Genomic DNA, 23,960 nt, shown 5'->3' on the forward strand with positions numbered 1-23,960 from the left:
GTTGGTTATATGAAGAAGAAAGTAGTTTTAGCTGGCGGGACTGGTTTTGTTGGTAAATACTTTGAAAATCATTTTATGAGTTTAGGATATGAGGTAAGAATAATTTCAAGACAATCTCCACATATCAGTTGGAGCAATATCGAAGGAGTAAGAGAATCGATTGAGAATTCTGATTTGTTAATCAACTTGGCAGGGAAAACAGTTAACTGTCGCTACAATGCTAAGAATAAGGAAGAAATCTTACATTCACGAACTGAAACTACTAAAATACTAGGAAATGCAATTAAACAATGTGAAAATCCTCCTTCATTATGGATAAACTCAAGCACGGCAACTATTTATAGGCATGCTGAAGATAATCCAATGACAGAGGATGGCGGTATCATTGGCTCAGGTTTCTCGGTTCATGTGGCCAAGGAATGGGAGCGTTCATTTTTTGAATTTCAGTTACCTCATACAAGACAAATTGCTTTAAGAATAGCGATTGTGTTGGGCGATGATGGAGGGGTTATGACTCCTTATAAAAATTTAGTCAAATTTGGTCTAGGCGGTCACCAAGGATCGGGAAATCAAAAGTTCAGTTGGATACATATAGATGATTTATTTAACATTGTCCTTTTTCTAAGAAAGAACGAGGAGTTAAGCGGAGTATTCAATTGTTCTTCACCTCATCCAGTTACAAATCGTGAGCTAATGGCTCACTTGAGAAATGCCCTGAATAAAAAGAGAGGGCTGCCATGCCCAAGGCCCATGCTTGAAATGGGAGCTTTCTTTATGAGAACCGAAACTGAATTGATTTTAAAGAGTCGCTGGGTTATTCCTGAAAGATTGGTAAGGGAGGGTTACGAGTTTAAATTTAATAAACTCGATGCAGCCCTTCATCAAATACTCAAGAGTTCTAAATAATGGTATAAAACACTAGAGAGTGATTTGATTTGCTATAATAATAGATAAAAAGATTATTGATGAAGGGAAATCTGTATTATGAATATTATTCCATCTGAAAAAGTCGGAAGATTCACAACAGGAATTTTTTCGGAGTTGGCGAATCGTAAGCAGGATGCGATGAAGCGCGGGATAGATGTTATCGATCTGAGCGTTGGTAGTCCTGATTTGCCACCGCCTGCATTTGTAGTGGATACGCTGGTCAAATATGCACAGGATACAAATTCATACGGTTATACGCTGAAAGGTACACCTGAATTCCATGAGGCTGTTTGTTATTTTTATCGGCAACGTTACGGGGTAGAGCTTGATTCAGATAAAGAGGTCCTTCAACTGATGGGCTCACAAGATGGGCTTGCACACTTGGCAACAGCAATGATTAATCCGGGTGATTATGTGTTAGTACCGGATCCGGGATATCCAATTTACGAAGCAAGTGTAGAGCTCGCAGGAGGTAACATTTATCCAATGCCACTTACTGCCGAGAATAAATTCCTGCCGCAGCTCAATGAAATACCAGATGAAATATTGAACAAAACGAAAATGATGATCATCAGTTACCCTGGAAATCCAGTCACTGCACTTGCTGATGAAGCCTTTTTTTCAGAGGTTATTTCGTTTGCTAAAAAGAATGGGATTCTGGTTGTTCACGATTTTGCTTACTCTGAGTTAATTTTTGATGATCATCCTCAGATTAGCTTTATGTCCATTCCGGGGGCTAAGGAGGTTGGGATTGAATTTAATTCGCTATCGAAAACGTTCAATATGGCAGGCTGTCGTATTGGATATGTGGTCGGCAATCGTGATGCGTTACATATCTTAGGTACATTGAAATCACACATCGATTATGGAGTTTTTTATCCGATTCAAAAAGCTGCTGAAATGGCGCTTACATCCAACCTTTCGCTGCTGTCCGATCAGGTTAAGGAATACGAGACCCGTCGGGATGCCTTGATAACAGGTCTTGCAAAAGGCGGATGGCATGTACCTAAATCCTCTGCTACTATGTTTATTTGGGCTCAAATTCCTGCTGGCTGGAAGTCACGAGATTTTGCCTATGAATTGATTGAAAAAGCGGGGGTTACGGTAGTCCCTGGAGATGCTTTTGGAAAACAAGGCGAAGGATATGTTCGAATGGCCTTGGTCCAACCGGCTGAGAGATTGACAGAAGCTGCAGAAAAGATTCAACTGTTTCTGGAAGACTATCGAAAAGTGGTTCAGGATTGATTATGAAAAGTAAACAACAAGAGTGCGGAGGGTAAGCCGCACTCTTGTTGTATGAAGGTTCTTCTCATTCAATTCTTTTTTACGACTTTATTCAAAATGAAATAGGCTAATGTAGCAGATAAAACAGCAATTATTAATGTAGGCATTTGCGAATTTTGAACAAAAACCACTTCTTTAGAAAGTGTATTACCCATGCCCAATGACTCTGAAAAATCAGGGGTATATATAGCAGTTAGAAATAGTCCAGTTGAAATCTGCAATAAGGTAAATAACAATAAGAAACTAATAATGAAAATTAGATACTTTTTCATTTTACACCTCCACTCTTAATTACGAGCATAGCGTACAAAAGTTTCATTTGATTTTACACTTTTCTGGAAAATGTAAAACAGAGCATTTGCATTAGATTTCTAAAGCCATTCGTTTGGTTCTTAGTTTGTGTCCATAATAGTCCTTCTCAAACTCTTCGGCAGTTGTAAATCCTTTAGCTTTATAGTAATTTTCTCCGGCTTGGTTTCCTATTAACATCGGCAATAACTTTGGAAAACCCTTGTAATGCTTCTGTAAAAGCTGTGTACCAATTCCCTTTCACTGTGATTCTGGATGAACCAACTGTCCATATGGACATTGTATCAAAGCAGAAATATATGAACCTTTTGATTGAGTGGATGGAAAGGGAAGAAAAAACAATCTTCATTTCCACTCATCAAATGAAAGATATCCGCAAGCTTGCTGCTGATTATCTAATTTTTATAAACCGAGGGCAAATGATAGGCGAATTTGAAAAAGACAAATTATCTCAGCAGTATAAGCGATTTTGGCTGTCAGAGGACTTGTCGTCAGTATCTTTTCCGGGGGGAATTGAGAGAAAAGGTTTACGGATGGTTACTTCTAATTTACCGTTAGAAGCAGAAGCATATTTTCAAAGGGAAGGTATCAAGTGGCACGCTGAAGAATATGTAGAACTTGAGTAAGTTATGAAACTCTAACGTTTTCTAAAAGTTAATTTGCCATATAATAGAAGCCCTATTAATCTGTACTTTAAAGACAAGTGAGCAAGGGCGCCGAGGAGGCTCCCGGACTGCCCGCGGAAAGCGAGTGCCCTACGTTCCAATCAACGTTCAAATTTTACAAATCCTCAAAAAAAACTGTAGACAAACTCAATTATTTATCGAGTTTGTCTACAGTCTGAAGCCCCTCCTGTAAAAGGAAGGGCTTTATTATTTAACACGTAAAACTGTCCAACATAAATAGAAATATTACCATCAGACGATTCCAATTTCGAAGCTAGCTATTATTACTTTATTTAAACACTCAATCCCGTTAAATAACGCTATTATGTGTATGTTAAATCCACCTTACATAGATATGACAAGATTGTAAGATGTGAACCTTAAACTATTAGGAGAATCGATGGCGATTAAGCTCTCCCTCTTTTAAGATTTAAGAAAAAGAGGAAAAAAAGGTGGTATGAAATGAGTTTTTTAGAACTGAATATTACTTTATTTAGAATGATTAATGACTTAGGGAAACAATACACATACTTAAATCCTGCTATGATTTTCATTGCTTAGTATATGGTATTTTTCTTAGCTTTTGGTGTTATCATAATTTGGTTTACTCAAAATAAAAAGAGTAGAATGATGGTTTTTTGTGCAACCATTACTTTTATATTTGCTGAAATAATTGGGAAGATAGCAGGGAAACTTTATTCAAATAATCAACCATTTGCTGAGTTGACAAATGTTAATAAATTAATTGAAAAAGCAGTTGATAATTCTTTTCCAAGTGACCATACAATATTGTTTTTCTCATTTTGTGTATCCTTTTGGATGTTCAAAAGAGGATGGTGGTTTTTATGGATCATACCGGCTTTCCTTGTTGGTATTTCTCGTATTTGGGTCGGTGTCCACTATCCAGCAGATGTTTTAGCAGGAGCTATTATAAGCATCATTTCAGGCTCAATTGTTTACATTGTTGTTCCTAAGTTAAGTTTGACTCAGAAATTATTAGGGGTTTATGAGAAATGCGAACAATTGGTTCTATCTCCTTTGACTAAATCGAAGGAGAAAAAATCAAAGGATTTTTAAGAGCAATAAACATAAAAAATTATAAAATTATGAATAACAATTCAATTAACAGATGCTATACTTCAATAAGGGAGTTGCTTCGGCAGCTCTTTTTCTTATGTCACTGTCGGGGCAGTTTAGTGAAAGGTGATATTATAAAAATAGATGAGATTTTATAATAAAGGGGGCTTATTGTTTTGGAAGCAAAATGTATTAAATTCTACGAATTCGGAAGCCCGCAAAGCGTTTTGAAAGTTGAAAGTAAAAACATTCAACGACCTACTAAAGGAGAAATTCTTGTGCGTATGAAAGTTCGCCCTATTAACCCGTCTGACTTGCTACCTATTCGAGGGGTATATTCTCACCGAATCTCTTTACCTTCCATTCCTGGCTATGAAGGGGTCGGTATTGTAGAAGAGGTAGGTCCTTCAGTGTCTCAAGAACTAATAGGTAAGCGTGTTCTGCCTCTGCGTGGTGAAGGAACTTGGCAAGAATATGTTAGAACATCTGCGGATTTGGCAGTTCCTATACCTCGTTCCATTGAGGATTATATTGCAGCACAATTATATATAAATCCGATAACAGCTTGGCTTACTTGTACAGAAGTATTAGCATTGAAACCGGATGATGTATTAATCGTGAATGCTTGCGGATCTTCTATTGGTCGTATCTTTACTCAGTTATCCAAGATTCTCGGTTTTCAGTTGATTGCTGTAACAAGAAACAATACATATACGGAAGAACTTCTTAAACTTGGAGCTTCTTATGTAATCAATACTTCTGATTCATCATTACATAATACCGTGATGGAATTAACGAATGGGCGTGGAGCAAACGCTGCTATTGATTCTGTGGGTGGAACAGACGGTTCAGAGTTAGCCTTTTGTGTTCAACCTAATGGCATGTTATTAACTATTGGGCTTTTATCAGGAAAGCCTGTAAATTGGGCGGGAATTTCAAATAGGACAAAAGTGAATGTTAAAATGTTTCATCTGCGGCATTGGAATCAACAGGTATCCGTACAAACTTGGCAAGAAACTTTTAACCTTTTGATAAGTTTTATAAACGATAAAAGATTGGGGTTTATGATGCCAGACTCTCACTATGACCTACAGGAAGTACAGGAAGCTATTCGTGTAACAGAATCCCCTATGAGTAATAGAGGGAAGATTTTTTTATCCAGTTAGCAACTAATTTTTCTTCTTCAACGTTTTTTATAATGTAATTGTTTTTTGAAAAAATAGTAGGATTGTTATTTAAAAAAAACAAAGTAATAAAGAAGTTTTACTTTTAGTTTTCTCTTTTGTAATTTTTATTTTACGTACAGTCCGGCGCGTACGTTCATTAAGAAGTATGGAAAATGTATTTATAAAAGTATCATTTGATTTTGAATATGTTAAGAGCATGTTTTGACCAGTCTTTTTTCAAAACATGCTCTTTTCTTTGTATGTTTATAACGGTTAATAGCAATAAAATAATAAAACTTTATTTCAAACCTACAATTATTATCTGCTTTATCTTTCTTTCTCTCTTTTGTGCAATATTATAGATTACTTTCTGTTATCAATTTTTCTTTAAATTATAAGTAAGTAAATCAAAGTATAAAGCGATATATTAATTTCATAGAACTCCCGAACGCAAGAAGGACAAGCTACATAAAATATAGTAAAGTCCGTAGTATTTCTGAACTGAAATGGACTTAATATATATAGGGGGGCATAGCAATGATCAACTGGAAAGTGCGTCTTAAAAATCCGACGTTTATTTTTACAGTTCTTCTCCCGGGGCTTTTAATATTAACGCAAATGGTTGCGGCGTTCATCAATAACTTTATCCACCCGATTGGTTTTACCATTACCGATGATGCGCTGAATGGGGCGATGGGGATTATTAACTTTATTGCGCTTGCATTCTTTGGGGTCGGCGGTGTGGTTGATCATACTACTAAAGGTCTAAGCGACAGTGATGAGGCTCGAAAATATGAGAAACCTAAGTAATTGGACGAATCTTTTTCTACTAAAAATATAGAAGAAACCAGATGTCACCGTTTTATTTATGTAACGGAGCATGTGGTTTTTTTGTTTTTTATATAGAGAACTTATGGTGAATAAACGAAGGTGGTAGAAATAAATAAGGATTTTAGGAATCAAATCTAAACTTCATCATATATTTAAAATTGTGTTTCATTTACAGATTGGGGAGGAAAAAGAATGAGTCTTAGTTTACCAGTTTCAAAATGGCTTGTAACAATTATTTCACTTTTAGCATTGGTGACAGCGTTTATTTTCGGTCCAGCTAATGCATCAGCATCAATTAACTATGGTGATGAAGTTGCCGCCTTAGCGGAGAAACAGGTGGGGAGCCCTTATAAATATGGAGGGACGACACCAAAAGGATTCGATGCAAGCGGGCTTACTCAGTATGTTTATAAAAATGCAGCGACAAAAATGAAAATTCCGAGAACAAGTGCAGAACAGTATAAAACCGGTAAAGCCGTAAAGCAAGAAGACTTAAAAACAGGCGACTTAGTGTTCTATGCAACTGGCACGAAAGGAAAAGTCTCATTTGTGGGCATCTATAATGGAAAAGGTACATTTGTGGGAACCACAACAAAAGGTGTAAAGGTAGTAAAAATGAGCGACAAGTATTGGAAAGATCGATATATGGGGGCTAAACGGGTCATTAAGTAAAATCTCTGATATTCATAACAGATACTTAATAATATGACAAGCAAAAAGAGCATCGAAAAAGTGATGCTCTTTTTGCTTGTCTCGGATGGTTATAAAACGCTTACTCAATGATAATATCTGTTAATACAACATTACCATTTCTAACCTTTACTATAGCGACTGAAGGTTTAGCCAAAGCGTCTGTTTCTATTTCCTTAGCCTTTTCTTCGGATGCATAATAATTGTCTAGGCCGTATCTAATCTGAACAGTTGTAGCTCTTTTTAAGTCATAAGGAATTTCTAATTCTCCTTTTAGATAAACGCCTTTACTGGGTTTTTCTTTCGTTACAAAATCAACGTTATATAGACCATTGCTGCTTTGTTTTAGTCGTACATATACCTTTTTATAATCACCCATATTTCTTGTTTTGAACTCAGAAATAACAGAGTCATCAAGTTGTGAAGGCTTAACGGTCTCTATTTCATAATTCAGAGCCACATAGCTGCCCCGGAACAGGTCCGTCGGGTCGACTGGGGCGGTTTTGATTTTAATTTCCTCTCCGGTCATGGTAGTCCAGATGGGAGGAATCGCCAAGACTAAAAGAATCAAGATTGGAATGGAAAATACGGTGAGCGGTCGGAAGAATAGATTATTCTTCATTGAAATCGCCTCCTTTTTTCCGTTGATTTTCAAAGAAGAAGCCAAATCCAATAAGCATGATGCCGCCGATTATGAATGTAAGCGATTTTGGCAGGAAGTCAAAGGAATCAATATAATATCTGAAAATCAGTGCACATATTATAACGATACTGGTTAAACTGCCCTTTAGAATAAGGTAAAGCAGGAAAATAAAATAAGCTATAGGGAACCATATTGAAAATTCAAAGGTAAGGAAGAGTGCTGTGATTCCATGTAAGATATGCCCTTGTATGTGGGTGGTACTTTGTAATTTAGATGGAAATGGAAGATACGCCAGTATGATTCCCGATAAAAACAAAATGGAAAGGACGATCGTATTCGGCTGTTTAAAATCTAACTTTGGCACAAATTCCATTAGAAATAAAGCGATTGTATTGATGGCTAATGCGTTAATAAAAAAGCCCAAGGCCTTAGGATAATCGAATTTTTTTAATAGAACATATAAAAACGGTATAAATACAAGAATGACAAGCGGGTAAGACGTTTCATCAAGGAATATACTTCCGTTAATATAAATGAAAAGCAGAAAGGAAGTAAAAAGAAGGATGAAGACGTCTTTTAAATAGTAACCAATGAATACTGTTCCAATGGCCCATAATAAAAAGGAACTGTTGAAATTGATGCTAATGTTAAACATCTGCTCAACTAGAAATATGCCTGCTCCGAATATCAAAATTCCAACATAATGTAAACTCCGGGCTGTTTTGGGAAAGCGTGTCTGCCACTTAACACCTGCAAAGTTTACTCCAATTAGACAGGCAATTATTATTAGGAATTTAACACCCTTGTTTAAATATATCCAGTTACTGGCAACGGAGGTTAACACTCCAAGACCTAAAAGAAGTGCCCCGATGGATAATAAAATAGTAATGAAACTTAAATTCTCCTTCACATCATAGGAATCTAGCATCTTTTCTTTTTCTTGCTCAGAGATGATTCCTCCTGTTTCAAGATACATAAGTTCGTGTTCAAGAAAATCAAACTGCTTTTTCGTTATTTCTTTTTTTGCCAAAGTAGTTCCTCCTTCCATATATTTCTATTATATAACTTATTCTCCGTTAGCTATTAATATATGTTAATTTTCTCCTACCCCCATATGATTACACTTAACAGAAATAACGATATATATTTGCAATTCTGATTGGTTAAGCAGAAGGTCAGCTCTAATGATAATCAAAATAGGATAATAAAAAGGGAGAGGGGTGTTTTTTTATTTTTTTACAGTACCTTGCAATAAATAGTACCGTATGGTAAATTATTTACATAAGATGTATTATTCGCTGTTTGGTACTGTTTAATAAATAGTACCAAAACATTCTAGAAAGGAGTGATGGTGCATTGAATGTACAATTTAAAAAAGGGGTCTTGGAACTGTGTGTCCTTGTGTTGTTGGATAAGCAAGACCGTTACGGCTATGAACTTGTTCAGAAGATTTCAAATCAAATCGAGATATCGGAAGGTTCGGTTTATCCACTGTTACGGCGATTAACAAAGGAAGAGTATTTTACGACATATTTGCAAGAATCAACAGAAGGGCCGCCGCGTAAGTATTATAAGTTAACCGAGAAAGGCCGGGAATACCTTCAAGAATTGCTGACAGAATGGAAAGAGTTTTCTAATGGGGTCAATCAATTAATTAAGGAAGGTGCGGGCAAATGAATAAAGAACAATTTTTAAAACAATTGAATGCCTCATTAATAAGGCTTTCTCAAGAGGAACGGCAGGATATTCTGCAAGATTACGAAGAATATTTCGCGATTGGGATTGAAAAAGGAAAAACAGAGCAGGAAATTTCAGCATCCCTTGGAAATCCGAAACAAATTTCCAAGGAACTAACGGCATCTTACCGTCTTGATAAACTCGAGCAAACGACTTCTGCTGGAAATGTCATGCGAGCCGTTTGGGCAGTTATTGGTTTAGGATTTTTTAATTTAGTAATTATATTAGGACCTTTTATAGCGCTGGTAGGGGTTGTAATTGCAGGATGGGCATCAGCGATTGGCTTCATTCTTGCCCCGTTTGGCGTACTTATTAATCTAATTTTAGGCAGCTTTCAATTATTTGATTTGTTCTTCGCATTGGGACTTTGCGGGATTGGAATATTCATAGCCATGGGGATGTTTGTCGCTACAAGTGCTTTAACAAAAGGGTTTATTCGTTATTTGAAATTTAACGTTTCTCTTGTGAAAGGTGGTTTGAAACATGGTTAATATTAAAAAATTATCGATTATTGCACTTGTTCTGTTATTGGTTGGTGTAGTAGGCAGTTTGTTTACATTTTCTCAAGTGACGAACAAGGAAACGAATACGGAGGAAAAATCGATTTCAGATGAGGTAACGGACGTAGAGGTCATTTCTGATAATGCAACTGTTGAAATTATCCCAACGACGGGTACTGAGACTAGAATAGAGTTAGTATCAAAAGGTGTGGATGTTTCTAAACTGAATTTTTCTGCAGATGTGGAAGGAAAGAAACTTTCGGTTACATTAAAAGATAAACGTTCCTTTAGCTTTGGGTTTCAAATTCAATCATTACATTTAAAAGTGTATGTGCCCGAGAAATCTTATAAGTCCTTTGTCGTTAAAAGTGATAATGGAAAAGTGCAAATGGGTGAACTGGAGATAAAGAATCTGAACGTGGAATCACAAAATGGCCGAGTTGAATTAAATGATATAGTAACCGAAAAAGTAGAGGTGAAATCTGCTAATGGAAGAGTAGATCTTAATAATGTAGAGGGAAATCTGATAGGTTCCTCGAATAACGGCAAAATCTCTCTTGTCACAAAAGACTTGGATCGGAATATTCAATTGGAAAGTGACAATGGGAAAATTATGATTAAAACAGATAAGGAGCCGACCAATACAACCTTTGATGTTCATGTTGATAATGGGAAAATCGATATTCTTAATAAATATGATGGGAATGTTGTTATTGGTAAAGGTGAAAACTTGGTTAAATTGGAAACAAATAATGGGAAAATTGAGATAACAAAATAGAACAAAGCGAGAAAAAAAGCCGATTCCATTGGAATCGGCTCAGACTGTAGACAAACTTGATAATAATTGAGTTTGTCTACAGTTTTTTTAGGTTTTTAAAATTTAACCGTTGATTTCCCTCCAGGCACTCACTTTCCGCGGGCGGTCCGGGAGCCTCCTCGGCGCCATTGCGCCTGCGGGGTCTCCCTTGGACACGCTTTTCCCGCAGGTGTCTCGTACCTTCCGTTCCAATCAACTTTGTTTTAACATTTAGATAGAACTCCTTTTTACTACAGTCTTTTTTGTTTTAAAAAAGAAGTATTAAAACTTGAGGTGAAAAGGATGCTTTCTAAACATGATTCTATTCAGCGAGATCAACTTGAAATGATTACTTTGGATCAACTGGTGCCAGCGAACCATTTGGTTCGTAAAATGGAGGTAGCCTGGTGTGCATACGTGGCTAATTGTTCCAGTGCTTCGTTATAAACGATCGTACTAAAATAAGCGGAAGCCTGTTTGGGATCAGCTAATAAATGCTTTTTGCTAAACAGGGCTTTACCCAACTTTTTAAGTGAAGAACTATACACGAATCTAGCCAATTTTAATAAATCCTCTTTTATAGGTCCATGTGCAGCTTTAAGAAACGAACGATAGATGTATTTTCCGACCCCTTCTAGCTCCATACAGACTTGATCTTCTATATATTCAAGGAATCCCGCTTCATAAATTGTTTTCCGGACCAACATTCTCTCCGTACGATTTTCAAGATAATCCTTTAACATCCCTTTTTTGAAAGAAGCCAAAATGATTTCTTTCCGAGTGAAAACGGAGCTGGCAATAGTGAAGGTTACCATGTCGCCTAACGTTTTGTTAACCGTTTCCATGGCATCAAGTACATGCTGTCTTTTGAAAAGGGAACATTCTGAATGGACAATATCATCGTAGTGCAGTGAGAGAATGCAGCCATGAGCACGAGTCTCTTAGCGGGCAGGGATAGGTTACGGAAGGAATTACTATAGAAGAAACGGTATTTTTTACAGTATCGGTCCTTTTTACTGTTGAAGCTGAGACTGCCTGTTGGCCCGAGGTTGAATTTATATTTTGTTATCTCCTGTTGAATGGGAATGAAGATTTTGCGACCGCAGCCAACGTGTGGGGATGAAAATTTCTTGATGATCTTTTTCAGATATTTTTCAGTCGTTCCAACTCCTTTAGCCATTTTGTGGAGCGGACTCTGAATCACACCATCCCAATCCATATGCAGGAGGGAATATAAGCATGTGTCGAACTCCGTGGAGGAAACATGGCGTATTAAATATCGGTAGGTTTCTTCATAAATCATTGTTTTCGGCTCCTTTTTTTCACAAGTCAATTTTGCTTTCACAATCTATATAAACTTTTAAAAGAAAAAAGTAGCATATAAAAATGAAATTGAGACAAAGAAAACAATATCAAAAATGAATTTAGGTGAATGCAGATATTTTGGGTGTTTAAAGAAGCGAGAAACAATTGGGAAAAGCAGCTGCAGCTTGGAAAGAATAGTAAGTGCGCATACAGAAGGGCAACATACCATATGCTTCTTATGGGATAGAATAAACGCTAATGTAAAAACTTTCATTATCCTTAAATTATGAGATTTACGTGTATGTTTATATAACTCTTTTATGTTCATGAAGATTAGAAAACTTGGTCCAGTCTTTTGAATTATATTTAGTCTCACGAAATGAATCATTCGCTTATTGTATCTATTTTTAGTAAACTGGCAATAACTATCTGAATTAGAAGGTGAAGGGATATGAGGGAATCATTAGTTGATGAGCGGGTAAGAGGTTCTGATAAAATATGGACACGCGACTTTATCATGATTTGTTTGGCAAATCTGTGCATCTTCATGAGTTTCCAAATGACGATGCCAACCATCCCGCTGTTTGTTGAGCAGCTTGGAGGGGATGATCGCCTAGTAGGGGCTGTCCTTGGTATTTTTACATTTTCCGCCCTGCTTGTTCGGCCAATTGCCGGGAAATTATTGGAAACGAAAGGAAGACGTATTGTTTTTCTTATTGGGTTAGCCATTTTTGCCTTATCCGTAGGTTCCTTCGGTTTTATGGGGAGCATCGGCTTGTTATTTATAATGCGCATTGTACAGGGAGTTGGCTGGGGTTTTTCTTCTACAGCTTCAGGCACCATAGCCTCTGATATAATTCCGGCCAAACGCCGTGGCGAAGGGATGGGGTATTACGGATTATCGGGCAATCTTGCGCTCGCATTCGGTCCGTCATTGGGTCTTTTTTTAGTTACAGTCCTCCCGTTTCAAGAGTTGTTCCTGATTTGCTCGTTGTTAGGATTGTTTGCTGTTATTATGGCATCTATGATTCGATATCAAAAAGTGGAAATAAACCCGTTAACTGCTGTGGCTGCAAAGAGGTTTGATATTTATGAAAAAAGTGCCTTGCAACCATCTCTGCTTATTTTCTTTATTTCCGTTACATTTGGTGGAATCGCAACTTTCCTGCCACTTTATACAGCGGAAAAAGGTGTGAGTGGAATTCAGTGGTACTTTCTTCTTTATGCAATGGCTCTCATGGTCACGAGATTATTTTCCGGCAGATTATATGACAGAAGAGGCCACCGGGCAATCTTTGTGCCTTCAACAGTGCTCATCATGTCAGGTATGCTCCTGCTAGCTTGGATGCCTAGTGAAACGGTTCTATTCATAGCGGCGGTGCTTTATGGATTTGGATTCGGTTCTGTTCAGCCGGCCTTGCAGGCATGGTCGATTGAAAAAACGGCACCCAATCGTAAAGCGATGGCGAACGCCACTTATTTCTCATTTTTCGACCTTGGAGTTGGGATAGGTGCTATTGTTTTCGGACAGATTGGCTACCTCTTCGGCTATCGGAGTATTTATATCACAGCAGCTGTCTCGATTTTCATTTCGATTATAGTCTATATATGGATTGTTAGAAGTGAGGGTAAGTTAAAAATAGTATAGAATTTTGGATGACTCCATTAAGGGTTATCTTTTTTTTGGCGATTGTACTTTAAGGGGTTTTTACCGACTTTGATACTAAATATATAAAAAATGGAAAAACTTTGTTATTATCAAAAAGAAAATATACATACGATGATATAAGGTCTAAGTGAAGGGAGGGGAATCTTTGGATGAATGATTCTTCAAATGAAGAAATGACATTAGAAAGAAGGAAGCAGATTTTCCAAGAAGAGCTTGAAGTTTTATGGGAAAGGCGGCTCATCCCAAAAACAGAATATATACGGATTAGCAGGGCGTATGATCGTCATTTTCAAATAGCTCTTTATAAACAAAAGAGATTAGATAATGAAAAAAAGCAAGCTAGTCTCAAAGCAGAGACTCTATTGAAAAGTGAGGCAGTTGAGAAGAAGGTCCAAGATAACCTCGTTAAAGATGAAGATTCATTTGAAGTACAGGAAGTACTTAGATTAAACGAATCGATAACGAAAGATAAGAAGATTTCGATTGACCTTAAAGAACAAGTTATGGAAGAAAGACCTGAACCGGCCATCGCGAGCATCCCTGAAAGAAAACCTGTTAATCAACAACAGGTAATCAAGCGGGAGAGGCCTGTTCAACCAATAAAGCCAAAGAAAACACCCGAGCAAATCCGGGAATGGAATATCTCTGTGGTCCTGCTCACGGGGGTAATTTTACTTCTATTCGGAGGTTTGATTTTGGCAACCTCATCATGGGGTAATTTGAATGCGGTTCTGAAGGTGTTTTTCATAGGAATGGTATCCGTCGTTTTTGCGGGAATGGCCTTTATCGCCTGGAAATTGAAAATAAAGCAGACGGCTTTTGCATTCCTGACACTTGCAGGATTATTTATTCCAATTACGATTTTATCAGCTTCATATTATCAGATATTTGGAGAGTACTTATCGCTTAATGGTGGGGGGCGGGCTCTACTTGGTTTTCTTGGCGGATTACTTTGCTTAGGCATATATTTCAAGATTGCTGATTACTTTAAGTCGAAAATATTCATTATCCTATCCATATTAATGTTTGCTGTTACCTGTTACTTCGGTTTTGCTTTTGTGACTCCAACCATTGAGTGGATGTTTTTGGCGGTAAGCGTCCTTAATCTAGTGCTTTTATGGAATGTTGAACAGTTGAAAAATAGGAATAAATTAGTGTTATTCAAACCAGTTATTTTTCAATTCATCCTGTTTAAAATCATTGTGGAAACCTTTGTGATTTTGACGTTATTTTCAAGTAACCTGGTCTATTCGATAACATTGATTGTTTTTTCTGTTTTGTTTTTAATTTTTGCAGTCAAATTTCAAAAGAAATATTATGAAATTGCTTTTAGTGCTATCTTCACTTATGGATATATCCATTTTGTTTATAATTCATTTTTCTATGAATTTATGGTCATTGCTTATGCACTTGTGCCAATCATTTTTATGGCGCTTTCCAATTATATGGCTAAAGCGAAGGAGCCTAAGTTATCCAAGAACTTTATGTTTACCAGTTTGATTGAGAGTGGAATCGTTTTTTTATATATAAACGCGATGGTTTATCAGGAAAACTATGCGCAAACTTTTGTTGCCCTTATGATACTATCTGCCCAGCTTGTCTATGTTTCACTACAATCGAAAAATACGAGCTTCACGTACCCAGCGGTTGTTGTTTTTAATTTAGCATTTGTATATCTTTGCTTTGCTTTTCAATTCTCTATTTCTACTGTTTTAAATCTAATATTCGTGCTTCAGGTTTTCAAGTATATCGGGCTGTATTTATATAATCGCCACCCAATCTACAGCCTATTTAAGCAGAGTGTTTTATTTATCTCTCCAATGATTATGGTGGGGGTATTAACTTGTAAATTGAGTGAAATGGATTGGCTTGCTGTTAGTGCAGCTCTCGTCCTGATTTCTGGACTTTTCTTTATTACCTATGTAAAAGATGATACAAAATCTATGAAGGAAACAGCCGTATATGGTTTTCCGATTTCTTTCGTATTGGCGTTAGTTGCCTTCTATCCATATTTGTTGGAAGATAGCGTTTGGGTCAGTTCAAATATCACTGTCAGCCTTTATTTAATGGGGGCAGCACTGATTTCAATCGGAGCGTCCTACGCTTTAAAGAGAAGATTTCCAATATTCTTTCCTGTCTTTATCTATAGTGGACAGATTCTTTCCTTCCTTGCTTTTATACTGATTCCCTACAGTGAGTTGAATCCAATGGGTGTAACGGGTTTAATTAGTATTGCGACTGCAATAAACGGCTGGTCCGTTCATGTACACCGGAAACATATATTCTGGCTGCCTGTCATTATTACAAGTGCTAGCCTATATGGTTCGCTTTACGATGTTTTTGATTTTAACCAGGTGATATTCAAAATTGGGTTCGCCTTGTTTGGTCCTTTAATCTTTTTCATTGTAGGAGAAGGGCTTGGGAAATATTCAAATAATGGGAAACTATACTTCCTTTACTCTAGCCATCTTGCAAATTTAGTGGCGATACCTGTTGGATTTTTACTAATTGTCCATACGAATAGCTCGCCGTTTCTATATGTTACGCAGCTGTTGATATATATCTTCAGTGCCTTGCGTACGACAGTGAAATGGGAAAAATACGTCTTTGCGTACCTTGGCTTTTCAGTGCTTTTCTTACAAGTGTTTCTGTTTTTAGCTAACGTGGAGCAAATAAAGTTTATTACTTCGATTTGCTTGATGATTACAGGAGGAATCATAACCATACTATGGGCAGTATCTAATAAGAACTGGAAAGATATTATGGAATATTACCTCATTCCATTCACTCATTTGGCGGTCAGTATTTCGATCATTGAAACGGCAATCCGTGATTTCCCACTCAATCGGGAGATCATTTGGGTGGGACTTGTGACTGTACAGATTGTGTTTTCCTGGTATCTGCTCATGAAAAGGAATTGGCAGAACTTTGTTGTACTTCCTCTTAGCCTCGCTTTCATTTTTTATGCGATGTATGTAAATAGTTTACCTCTGGTTATGGGGATTGCTGTCCTGTTTGTATGTGCAGCTGTGATGGTGTTTGCGAGCCGTCACTATTTTAGAGGGCTAATTATGCAAGAAGGTAAAATAAGGTTCATTGATTATTATAGGATATACGGTTTGTTATTTTTAATTGATATGAATGTGGAAGTGTTTACGTATGAAACAAAATATCAGGTGCTTCAAGTCTTAGTATCGCTCTTGATAACGGGTTACTTCATATTACTGAGAAGCTTTACAGGCGAACTGAATGAACGGAAAATCTACTCCAATATTGCAGCAATCATCAGTCTGTATCCTTTCTTATGCATTATGAACTATGTACACACCCTTTCGATTGTAATGGGATTGGTTGTTCTTTTCATCTGTATGATAGGAATGTTAATGCTAAGCCGTCGCTATTTCAAAGTGCTGATTAAGAAAGAAGAAACAGGTGCAACGATTGATGCTTTCCGGATTTATGGGCTATTATTTTTACTGGCCATGAATAGAGAAGTTTTAGTAAATGAAACGACATATCAGCTACTACAAGTCTTAGTATCACTCTTGATAACGGGCTATTTCATCCTGATGAGAAGCTTTACAAATAATGTAAAGGAAAGAAATATTTATGTATGGCTGACTGGAATTCTAAGTTTGTATCCGTATTGGATCATCATTATGTATGCAGACACGTTAGCGCTTCCGATTGGCACCACGGTCCTTTTCGGATGTACGACCATAATGGTGATACTAAGCAAGAAATATTTTAAAGGGATACTAAAGAAAGGCGAAACTGGCCTTAGTTTGGATTTTTACCGGGTATATGGGTTGCTGTTTCTTTTTGCAATGAATATAAAGGTTCTGATGAGTGGATCAGTACATTTCATTCTAGAAGTTTTCGTAGCATTACTGATTCCGGCCTATTTCATCTTGATGAGAAGCACGACGACTGAACGAATGGAAAGAAAAATCTACTTGGCTGCAGCTATATTGCTTAGTTTGTATCCGTATTGGGTCATCGTCAATCAATTTTCGGTTCCTGCTGTCCTCGAGGTTGAGACCGAGATTCTGCCACTGTTTATTGTCAGTACTATTCTATTGAGAAAAATCTTTGTTAAAGGCAAAACGACGCAATATATCGAGATTGGAATTGTCTTTCTCTTGTTTTTAGTCTTGATAGGCGATGCAATGGCCAGCAATACCTTAAATGATGCACTTATTATCGGAACGATTTCATTATCAGCATTGCTCTTTGGATTCATGATGAAATACAAATCGTATTTTATAGTAGGGACAGGGACAATTTTATTCAATATTTATATGAATACAAATTCAATGTGGAGTCAGATGCCATGGTGGCTGTATTTAATCATCGGGGGAGGGGTGCTTATCGGAATTGCTTCCTTTTTTGAATGGAAAAAACAAAAAGACAATCGGACATCGAAGGAAGTTCTTGAGAAAAATAAACAAAGAATTAAAAGTTGGTTCAATCGATGGAATTAATAGAGCTTAACTGAACTAAGTCAGTAGTAATATTTTATTTCAGTATAAGTGCTTCCTTTTGTAAATGGGTTCTTCTTATCTCTAATACAGCAAACTTTAAATTACTTTTCATTTTACAAAAGGGTTCTTGTACAATAAAAGGGCCTTCGTTTGGAAGGCCTTATATACTAATAATTCAACTTGTAAAAACGCTTGGGTATCTGTCCAAGCGTTTAATTTTTCTCTACATATATGAACTATTTAGCAAAAGTTTCATGAAGAGCATGAGCTGCACGAAGAACAGCTAGAAGAATCAGAACCAGAACCACTGTCATAGGTGCTGCTATGATCTCCACCATGATTAGCGTTATTTGAGTCAGAGGAGGTTATGGCTGCTTCGACCCCGAAAATATCATTAAAGTCTGTATCATGATTATCGGAACTGGCATAGGTGAAGTAGGCAGGAGCAGCATAGTCTGTTTGATCGTATCCTTTCCGCCAATCCAATACTATTTTCGGACGATTCTCTTTAAAAAGGGAGGCGAAACATTCAAAGGTCTTTTCCGCTTCTATACTTGTAGGAGTGCGCATATATTTCTCCTTTAACTGTTCCAACTCCAGCGTTTCGAATTCATGGAGCAATTCTTTTCCTTTAGCATGCTTGAAAAATTTCCCCCATTTTTGAATCGAACTTGTATCAACCGTAAACAGTTGTACATAGTAAAAATCAAACAGCGTACGTTCTTCAGGTTTAAAAACTGGCTGTGAGTGGGGATTATGCTGAATGGGTTGGCCAATGAACGTTTGGCAAAAATCATCATATTCCTGTTTGTAATACAGCATGATATGCCATAGCTCATCGATGACCTCATTAAACATTTCAACTTTGCCAAACACAGCAGCCATAATCAAGTAGCGTTTAAATTCGCGCCACAGCTCATTAACCCTTTCCTGTGAGTTTCGGGGATACTTCAGCCGGAATTCTGTATTGACCTTTTCCATATAATCGTAATCCAGTGCTTTGTTAAGCTGTATGATTAATGCTTCAGGTACAATTTCGGTTAATTCCACGTCCAAAGTTTCCGTATATAATTTATCAAATTCATTTTGATACCGCTCTATTCTAGCTGGCTCACTTCGCCGTTTCACAACAATTACTAGAAGGATAGCGGAAATTGCCGCAAGTATTACATAAAATAAGGTCATTTGGTCCACTCCTCTTAATCTATAGATCTATCACTTTAGTATTATCTTACATGTTATTGGAAGGGTTTGTAAGTTATTGCTGTGATTTGTTTTCAGATATCCATTTATTGATTGGTAGAATTTTTGTGAGACTTAGGCTTAGACATCGTCCTTTAACACCTTACACGCTTGCGTGAAGTAGGGAAAATGACCAGAATTCAAGCTAAGGCTATAATAAGGTTGTGAATAAGAAGGGTACGGAGATAAAAAGTAAATATTCTGTCCAAATCGCTAAACAAAAGACTGGAACAAAAGTATCGGATTGGGCAACATGGTTGGATGGAGATAAAAAATATCAAATTACTCCAGTACAGCAACCGTAAAAGATCTAACCGTCCTAGAAACCCTAACCTTCGCAATAACGAGTTCTTGCAAATCCGTTTCAGGAAAAAATCGAGGCAAAGGTAAAAGCTATCTGTCGGTGCAATCGATAAAACTGGAAATGCAAAAACGGTAAAAGTCACTTTGGATATTGCGAAGGTGTATACAATTTTTCGATACGTGGAACTGAAACGACTTCAGGATAGAATCCAAAAAAATCCTAGACGCTGTGTAGCTGAAATATGGGATGTTCCATCTTGTCCGAATGCCATTGACGGGAAGAAGTAATGTGAAAACGCAGGTATTCCCATTTCATGAGCCGCATTAATCACATAATCTTGGTGATCATTTGGAAGTCTCACATAGGTTTTCAAAAGGTCTACATCTAGGGATCGGCTCTTTCCACTTCCCGTTTAACCGCATCTAAAGAAGTTGTAGGTCTCATATTGCTATAGTAAACGCGTGAACCCTCGATGGGCTCACTCGATGCAAAATAACGTGGAGCTACCCGTTTTCCAGATTCAATTTCTTCACGATCCTCATCGCACCATACGCATAATCTCCCATTGAAACAGTACTTGTGACCCCAAAGGAGAGTAATTGACGTCCTTGTCTAGAACCGTAATGAGACTGAAACGCCTGCTGGTGAATATGTGCATCCCACAATCCTGGAATAACGGTAAGTTCGCTCGCATCGATCACCTTTCCGTTATGTTCTTTTTTATGTGGTTGGATATCGACAATTCGGTTACCTTGTAACGTAATATCAACATTTTCTTTAAGTTCGGTACTTACTTCATCCCATAATCCCCCAACATGAATCACAGTCTTTCCACTTGGAAGCTTAGGCTGCCATTTCATAGTAAAAGGTACTGTTTGTGATTGACCTCCATTTATGGAAACAAGTTTCAAATCTCCTTTTGATAGGTACATCAATGTGTTTGAATCCCCACTCCAGCTAGGTGAATCTGCAATCTCATCTGAAATGAGTCGAGGCTCTCCTTTTGGCTGTCCATTTTCATCAACCGCCATCACCCAAAGCTGACTTTCAATAATAAAGGCCATCTGTTTTCCAACTGGCGACCATACGGGTCCCGAGTTATTTCGGTTACTCAATGATTTGAAAGTAATTGGATCAACGAAGTTTTTCGTCCCTGTTTCCGTATTAACGACATAAATTTGGTTTGTTCCTTCACGGAATCGCTTTGAATACGTTTTAATCGCAGCTAATGCAATGTTTTTAATATCAGGTCCCCATGTAGGAGGTCCAGGTAAGTTTAGGCTTTCTATTACTTGTTTTGTCTCTCCCGTACTAATATTGACCGTATAAGTTTTGCCATTTTCATCTTGATAAGCTATCTTCTTTACATCCGGAGACCATGCAGCAAATTCAGCGCTGCCGGATGTTGTTAATCGTTGTTCCTTACCTGAAGCCACTTTTAAAAGATAGATATCTTCTGTTCCTTCTTTATCAGATGAATAAGCAAACTGCTTTCCATCTGGAGACCATGTTGGATCAAGCTCCATATAAGAGTCATCTGTAATTGACGAGGCTTTCCCTTGCCAACGTCTAATAACCAAAGATAGGCAATATCTTTGCCTTCTAGTGACCATGATGGATTCGATATTGTCCCCGAATCTTCTGTTATAACTGTTCCTGCAAGCAGAATCACGAAGATCCCTGTCACTTATGCAAGGAGCCATTAAGGTTTCATATTGAAGGGGTATTTCTGTAAATAACCTGTTTGACTAATGGACTACCATTCTATCTTTGAACCTCATTTTAGGAAAATAACCACCGGCTACCGCATTTTCCGGAATGACACCATCACTTGTACCTTTGTTTTTTATTTCAATCAATTTAGCCATTATTCAGAAAAAATAGTCTCTTAACATAAACAATATTTTCATCAACGATAAGTTTCTGTCGAAATTTTGACACAATTAGGACTATATAATTTAATTGAACAATAGATCTATAAATCCATTACTGCTATAAGGCTTTATCATGAAGGAGGACTTTTGATGGAAAACAAAATTAAAGAAAAAATTAATCAGGGCGAATCGGTTTTAGGAACTTTTTTTGAACTTGGTGGTACTACAGCTGTAGAGTGCTTGGGTATTGCCGGATTAGATTTTTTGATTATTGATGCGGAGCATGGTCCTTTTGATGTAGAAAGCTCTATGGATTTTATGCGTGCTGCAGAACTGAGAGGAATTACTCCATTCGTACGGGTAAAGGATGTTTCTCGATCTTCTATCCTTAAAATGCTAGATATAGGGGCTAAAGGCATTGTCGCTCCTTGCATTGACACTATTGATCAAGTAAAGCAATTGGTGGAATACGGAAAATATTATCCTATTGGTAAACGAGGCTTTACTCATGCTAGAGCAGCTAGTTATGGGTTTGCAAGTTTTACAAAGAATATGGAGGAATATTTCAATATTTGCAATGAAAAAACACTGATCATTCCTCAATGTGAAACTCAAGGGTGCTTGGATCATATTGAAGAGATTGTAAATATTGATGGGGTGGATGGAATTTTCATCGGCCCATATGATCTTTCTATTGGGATGGGAATACCCGGTCAATTTGCAGATCCAAATTTTGTGCAAGCCATTGAGCGAATTTTGAAAGCATGTAAAGAAGCAGGGAAATTTGCATTTATTTATTCAACAGATAATAGCACAGCAAAAAAATACTTAGCTGATGGATTTGACGGTGTTGCGATAAACATGGATGTTTCTGTATACATTAATGCATTCAAATCGATTATCAGCGAAGTAAGAAGTAAATAACTTAGAACCTGGACTGAGAAAGGAGAAGTTTGTTATGCCAGAACCAAAACAGAATTCAATTGAATTTAAGATAAGTAGCTGGTTATCCTTCTTGCCTCTGGTTATTTTTATGGTAGCCTGCATTCTTTTCTTTGTTGTATTCCGTGTATATGAAATGGATGCCTTAGCCCTGGGCGGTTTTGTGGCGCTTATTATAGGAAGTTTTTTCGCAAAGAGTAATGGAAAGTACTGGAATGGTGTTATTAAAGGGCTGTCTTCTGAGATGGCTAATATGTTAATCCTTATTCTTTTTGTAGTCTCATTCTTTGGAAAAATGATGGCACAGGCTGGTGCGGCAGAAGGTTTTGTCTGGCTTGGTATGCAACTTCACCTGACAGGCGCTCTTTTCACCTTGTTTACATTTATCACTGCTACCATTTTAGCAACTGTAACTGGAACTTCAATTGGAACACTGACGACAGCTTTTCCACTTCTTTACCCCGCCGGCATTTTGCTGGGGGCGGATCCGGTGTTTTTAGCAGGCGCTATTTTAAGCGGAGCTATTTTTGGTGACAGCATTGGGCCAATTTCAGATGTCACTATTGCGAGTTGTGCTACCCAGAAGTATACCAGAAAAGAAGGTTTCGCAGAAATCGGAGGAATGATTCTATCACGATTACGCTATGCTTTTGCAGCAGGGGTAATCTCCTGTGTGCTTTTCTTGGTTTTTGGGGGGGCAGGCCAGGAAATAGATCTTGCCGGTCAAGATTTAATCAAACAATACTCTGATCCAAGCGGCTTAATTATGTTAATCCCAATCGTGATCCTGTTGTTCGTTGCAGTAAAAAGCCAGAACATCTACTTAGCCGTTACGATAGGCACTTTATCCGGCATAGCTATCGCATTGCCTCTTGGCATTTTTGAGATAACCGATATCTTTATAGTGCAGGATGGCCATTTAGGCGGATTTCTTATCGACAGCATCCGAGGTGTTATGAGCACTGTTGTGTTTTTAATGTCATTATTTGGTATTATGGGAATTCTTGAAGAAAGCGGTACGATGGATAAGATCATGAATCGCTTAATAAACAGCAAACTAGCTTCTACGGCAAAAGGGACAGAGCTTATTATTATGATAGGGACAACTCTTTCTGGCTTTTGTCTTGGTGGTGCTAATGGACCAGCCTGTATGATGTTCGGTCCCCTCGCTGACAAATTAGGAAAACAGAAGCAGCTCCATCCTTATCGCAGAGGAAACCTATTGTCTGGATTTGCCTCTACACTTCCCATTTTAATACCATTTAGCAGTCTGTTTATAATTATTACCAACGCAAATATAAATAGCTTAGTTGAAGAGTTTTCATTTATCCAGCCTGTTAACCCAATACTGATATCAGCAGGTGCATTCCATCCCATCGTTCTTTTCCTAGTCTTCCTGTTTGCGGTTGTTTCAGGATGGGGGAGACTTTTCGAAGGCCAAAATGGAGAGGCTTTAAAACAGCCAGAACAGAAGGTCCATTATCAAAAGTCTCATGACTTGGTTAAGTAAATATA

Annotated in this window: 22 protein-coding genes and 1 pseudogene; 15 read left to right on the forward strand and 8 right to left on the reverse strand. The window is 37.5% G+C overall.

The annotated features are described in order from the left end of the window. The first annotated feature begins 9 nt into the window (after positions 1-9). Together ACQKMR_RS20310 and ACQKMR_RS20315 are read left to right on the forward strand one after the other, a co-directional pair. Entirely contained in the window at positions 10-906 is an 897-nt protein-coding gene (locus tag ACQKMR_RS20310) for a TIGR01777 family oxidoreductase (RefSeq protein WP_427698938.1), read from the forward strand. Positions 907-984: 78 nt separating this feature from the next. Further along, complete coding sequence (locus tag ACQKMR_RS20315; RefSeq protein ID WP_427698939.1) at positions 985-2,172, forward strand: LL-diaminopimelate aminotransferase; 1,188 nt, start codon at positions 985-987, stop codon at positions 2,170-2,172. Positions 2,173-2,240: 68 nt separating this feature from the next. Here the strand turns inward: ACQKMR_RS20315 and ACQKMR_RS20320 are convergent, their stop codons facing one another. Beyond that, positions 2,241-2,483: a hypothetical protein gene (locus ACQKMR_RS20320; protein WP_427698940.1), complete on the reverse strand. Its 243-nt coding sequence runs from the start codon at positions 2,481-2,483 to the stop codon at positions 2,241-2,243. A gap of 309 nt (positions 2,484-2,792) precedes the next feature. On the opposite strand from ACQKMR_RS20320, the gene ACQKMR_RS20325 reads away from it, so the two are divergent. The 5 genes and pseudogenes from ACQKMR_RS20325 to ACQKMR_RS20345 all read left to right on the forward strand — a co-directional run bounded on the left by ACQKMR_RS20325 (position 2,793) and on the right by ACQKMR_RS20345 (position 6,931). Continuing rightward, positions 2,793-3,146, forward strand: coding sequence for a hypothetical protein (locus ACQKMR_RS20325; RefSeq protein WP_427698941.1), 354 nt, complete (start codon positions 2,793-2,795; stop codon positions 3,144-3,146). A 501-nt stretch (positions 3,147-3,647) separates the two neighbouring features. After that, a pseudogene (locus tag ACQKMR_RS20330) lies at positions 3,648-4,262 on the forward strand (undecaprenyl-diphosphatase). Positions 4,263-4,438: 176 nt separating this feature from the next. Next, positions 4,439-5,428, forward strand: coding sequence for a zinc-dependent alcohol dehydrogenase family protein (locus ACQKMR_RS20335; RefSeq protein ID WP_427698942.1), 990 nt, complete (start codon positions 4,439-4,441; stop codon positions 5,426-5,428). 537 nt (positions 5,429-5,965) lie between these two features. Continuing rightward, positions 5,966-6,238 carry a phage holin gene (locus tag ACQKMR_RS20340; RefSeq protein ID WP_427698943.1) on the forward strand — a complete coding sequence of 91 codons (273 nt, stop codon included), beginning with the start codon at positions 5,966-5,968 and terminating at the stop codon, positions 6,236-6,238. Between the two features lie 213 nt (positions 6,239-6,451). Continuing rightward, a complete protein-coding gene (locus ACQKMR_RS20345; protein WP_427698944.1) occupies positions 6,452-6,931 on the forward strand; it encodes a C40 family peptidase in 480 nt (159 codons plus the stop codon). A 100-nt stretch (positions 6,932-7,031) separates the two neighbouring features. On the opposite strand, the gene ACQKMR_RS20350 is transcribed toward ACQKMR_RS20345, so the two are convergent. Beyond that, on the reverse strand, positions 7,032-7,571 hold the full coding sequence (locus ACQKMR_RS20350) for a GDYXXLXY domain-containing protein (protein ID WP_427698945.1): 540 nt from the start codon (positions 7,569-7,571) through the stop codon (positions 7,032-7,034). Beyond that, positions 7,561-8,622: a DUF2157 domain-containing protein gene (locus ACQKMR_RS20355; protein WP_427698946.1), complete on the reverse strand. Its 1,062-nt coding sequence runs from the start codon at positions 8,620-8,622 to the stop codon at positions 7,561-7,563. The genes ACQKMR_RS20350 and ACQKMR_RS20355 overlap by 11 nt, the downstream gene beginning before the upstream one ends. 326 nt (positions 8,623-8,948) lie before the next feature. Between ACQKMR_RS20355 and ACQKMR_RS20360 the strand changes: the two genes are divergently transcribed. The 3 genes from ACQKMR_RS20360 to ACQKMR_RS20370 are packed head-to-tail and all read left to right on the forward strand — an operon-like array spanning position 8,949 to position 10,607. Next, the gene (locus ACQKMR_RS20360) at positions 8,949-9,269 is read left to right on the forward strand and encodes a PadR family transcriptional regulator (protein ID WP_427698947.1); all 321 of its coding nucleotides are present in this window, start codon (positions 8,949-8,951) and stop codon (positions 9,267-9,269) included. Further along, entirely contained in the window at positions 9,266-9,820 is a 555-nt protein-coding gene (locus tag ACQKMR_RS20365) for an HAAS signaling domain-containing protein (protein WP_427698948.1), read from the forward strand. The genes ACQKMR_RS20360 and ACQKMR_RS20365 overlap by 4 nt, the downstream gene beginning before the upstream one ends. After that, positions 9,813-10,607, forward strand: coding sequence for a DUF4097 family beta strand repeat-containing protein (locus tag ACQKMR_RS20370; RefSeq protein ID WP_427698949.1), 795 nt, complete (start codon positions 9,813-9,815; stop codon positions 10,605-10,607). The genes ACQKMR_RS20365 and ACQKMR_RS20370 overlap by 8 nt, the downstream gene beginning before the upstream one ends. Before the next feature lie 377 nt (positions 10,608-10,984). On the opposite strand, the gene ACQKMR_RS20375 is transcribed toward ACQKMR_RS20370, so the two are convergent. Continuing rightward, on the reverse strand, positions 10,985-11,470 hold the full coding sequence (locus tag ACQKMR_RS20375) for a hypothetical protein (RefSeq protein ID WP_427699007.1): 486 nt from the start codon (positions 11,468-11,470) through the stop codon (positions 10,985-10,987). Further along, complete coding sequence (locus ACQKMR_RS20380) at positions 11,446-11,928, reverse strand: hypothetical protein (RefSeq protein WP_427698950.1); 483 nt, start codon at positions 11,926-11,928, stop codon at positions 11,446-11,448. Before ACQKMR_RS20380 ends, ACQKMR_RS20375 begins: the two co-directional genes overlap by 25 nt. A gap of 453 nt (positions 11,929-12,381) precedes the next feature. Here ACQKMR_RS20380 and ACQKMR_RS20385 point away from each other — a divergent pair, with 453 nt between their 5' ends. Both ACQKMR_RS20385 and ACQKMR_RS20390 read left to right on the forward strand, forming a co-directional pair. After that, a complete protein-coding gene (locus ACQKMR_RS20385; protein WP_427698951.1) occupies positions 12,382-13,578 on the forward strand; it encodes an MFS transporter in 1,197 nt (398 codons plus the stop codon). Between the two features lie 170 nt (positions 13,579-13,748). Then, positions 13,749-18,083 carry a hypothetical protein gene (locus ACQKMR_RS20390; RefSeq protein ID WP_427698952.1) on the forward strand — a complete coding sequence of 1,445 codons (4,335 nt, stop codon included), beginning with the start codon at positions 13,749-13,751 and terminating at the stop codon, positions 18,081-18,083. Positions 18,084-18,335: 252 nt separating this feature from the next. On the opposite strand, the gene ACQKMR_RS20395 is transcribed toward ACQKMR_RS20390, so the two are convergent. Next, positions 18,336-19,268 (reverse strand): hypothetical protein, encoded by a 933-nt coding sequence (locus ACQKMR_RS20395; protein WP_427698953.1) that lies wholly within the window; start codon positions 19,266-19,268, stop codon positions 18,336-18,338. A gap of 221 nt (positions 19,269-19,489) precedes the next feature. On the opposite strand from ACQKMR_RS20395, the gene ACQKMR_RS20400 reads away from it, so the two are divergent. Next, positions 19,490-19,630, forward strand: coding sequence for a hypothetical protein (locus ACQKMR_RS20400; RefSeq protein WP_427698954.1), 141 nt, complete (start codon positions 19,490-19,492; stop codon positions 19,628-19,630). 195 nt (positions 19,631-19,825) lie between these two features. Here ACQKMR_RS20400 and ACQKMR_RS20405 read toward each other — a convergent pair whose 3' ends face one another. Both ACQKMR_RS20405 and ACQKMR_RS20410 read right to left on the reverse strand, forming a co-directional pair. Further along, complete coding sequence (locus ACQKMR_RS20405) at positions 19,826-20,002, reverse strand: hypothetical protein (RefSeq protein WP_427698955.1); 177 nt, start codon at positions 20,000-20,002, stop codon at positions 19,826-19,828. A gap of 130 nt (positions 20,003-20,132) precedes the next feature. After that, positions 20,133-21,332, reverse strand: a complete 1,200-nt coding sequence (locus ACQKMR_RS20410) for a DPP IV N-terminal domain-containing protein (protein WP_427698956.1) — start codon at positions 21,330-21,332, stop codon at positions 20,133-20,135. Between the two features lie 321 nt (positions 21,333-21,653). Between ACQKMR_RS20410 and ACQKMR_RS20415 the strand changes: the two genes are divergently transcribed. Then, positions 21,654-22,427, forward strand: coding sequence for an HpcH/HpaI aldolase family protein (locus ACQKMR_RS20415; protein ID WP_427698957.1), 774 nt, complete (start codon positions 21,654-21,656; stop codon positions 22,425-22,427). 34 nt (positions 22,428-22,461) lie between these two features. Next, positions 22,462-23,955: a Na+/H+ antiporter NhaC family protein gene (locus ACQKMR_RS20420; protein WP_427698958.1), complete on the forward strand. Its 1,494-nt coding sequence runs from the start codon at positions 22,462-22,464 to the stop codon at positions 23,953-23,955. The last annotated feature ends 5 nt before the right edge of the window (positions 23,956-23,960 follow it).

The organism is Peribacillus sp. NPDC096540 (assembly GCF_050278525.1).
GTDB lineage: Bacteria > Bacillota > Bacilli > Bacillales > DSM-1321 > Peribacillus.

Coding starts and splice junctions, on each gene's coding strand:
- ACQKMR_RS20310 (WP_427698938.1), top strand. CDS start 10: ATGAAGAAGAAAGTAGTTTTAGCTGGCGGGACTGGTTTTGTTGGTAAA.
- ACQKMR_RS20315 (WP_427698939.1), top strand. CDS start 985: ATGAATATTATTCCATCTGAAAAAGTCGGAAGATTCACAACAGGAATT.
- ACQKMR_RS20320 (WP_427698940.1), bottom strand. CDS start 2,483: ATGAAAAAGTATCTAATTTTCATTATTAGTTTCTTATTGTTATTTACC.
- ACQKMR_RS20325 (WP_427698941.1), top strand. CDS start 2,793: ATGGACATTGTATCAAAGCAGAAATATATGAACCTTTTGATTGAGTGG.
- ACQKMR_RS20340 (WP_427698943.1), top strand. CDS start 5,966: ATGATCAACTGGAAAGTGCGTCTTAAAAATCCGACGTTTATTTTTACA.
- ACQKMR_RS20345 (WP_427698944.1), top strand. CDS start 6,452: ATGAGTCTTAGTTTACCAGTTTCAAAATGGCTTGTAACAATTATTTCA.
- ACQKMR_RS20350 (WP_427698945.1), bottom strand. CDS start 7,571: ATGAAGAATAATCTATTCTTCCGACCGCTCACCGTATTTTCCATTCCA.
- ACQKMR_RS20365 (WP_427698948.1), top strand. CDS start 9,266: ATGAATAAAGAACAATTTTTAAAACAATTGAATGCCTCATTAATAAGG.
- ACQKMR_RS20370 (WP_427698949.1), top strand. CDS start 9,813: ATGGTTAATATTAAAAAATTATCGATTATTGCACTTGTTCTGTTATTG.
- ACQKMR_RS20375 (WP_427699007.1), bottom strand. CDS start 11,470: ATGGAAACGGTTAACAAAACGTTAGGCGACATGGTAACCTTCACTATT.
- ACQKMR_RS20380 (WP_427698950.1), bottom strand. CDS start 11,928: ATGATTTATGAAGAAACCTACCGATATTTAATACGCCATGTTTCCTCC.
- ACQKMR_RS20385 (WP_427698951.1), top strand. CDS start 12,382: ATGAGGGAATCATTAGTTGATGAGCGGGTAAGAGGTTCTGATAAAATA.
- ACQKMR_RS20390 (WP_427698952.1), top strand. CDS start 13,749: ATGAATGATTCTTCAAATGAAGAAATGACATTAGAAAGAAGGAAGCAG.
- ACQKMR_RS20395 (WP_427698953.1), bottom strand. CDS start 19,268: ATGACCTTATTTTATGTAATACTTGCGGCAATTTCCGCTATCCTTCTA.
- ACQKMR_RS20410 (WP_427698956.1), bottom strand. CDS start 21,332: ATGGCTCCTTGCATAAGTGACAGGGATCTTCGTGATTCTGCTTGCAGG.
- ACQKMR_RS20415 (WP_427698957.1), top strand. CDS start 21,654: ATGGAAAACAAAATTAAAGAAAAAATTAATCAGGGCGAATCGGTTTTA.
- ACQKMR_RS20420 (WP_427698958.1), top strand. CDS start 22,462: ATGCCAGAACCAAAACAGAATTCAATTGAATTTAAGATAAGTAGCTGG.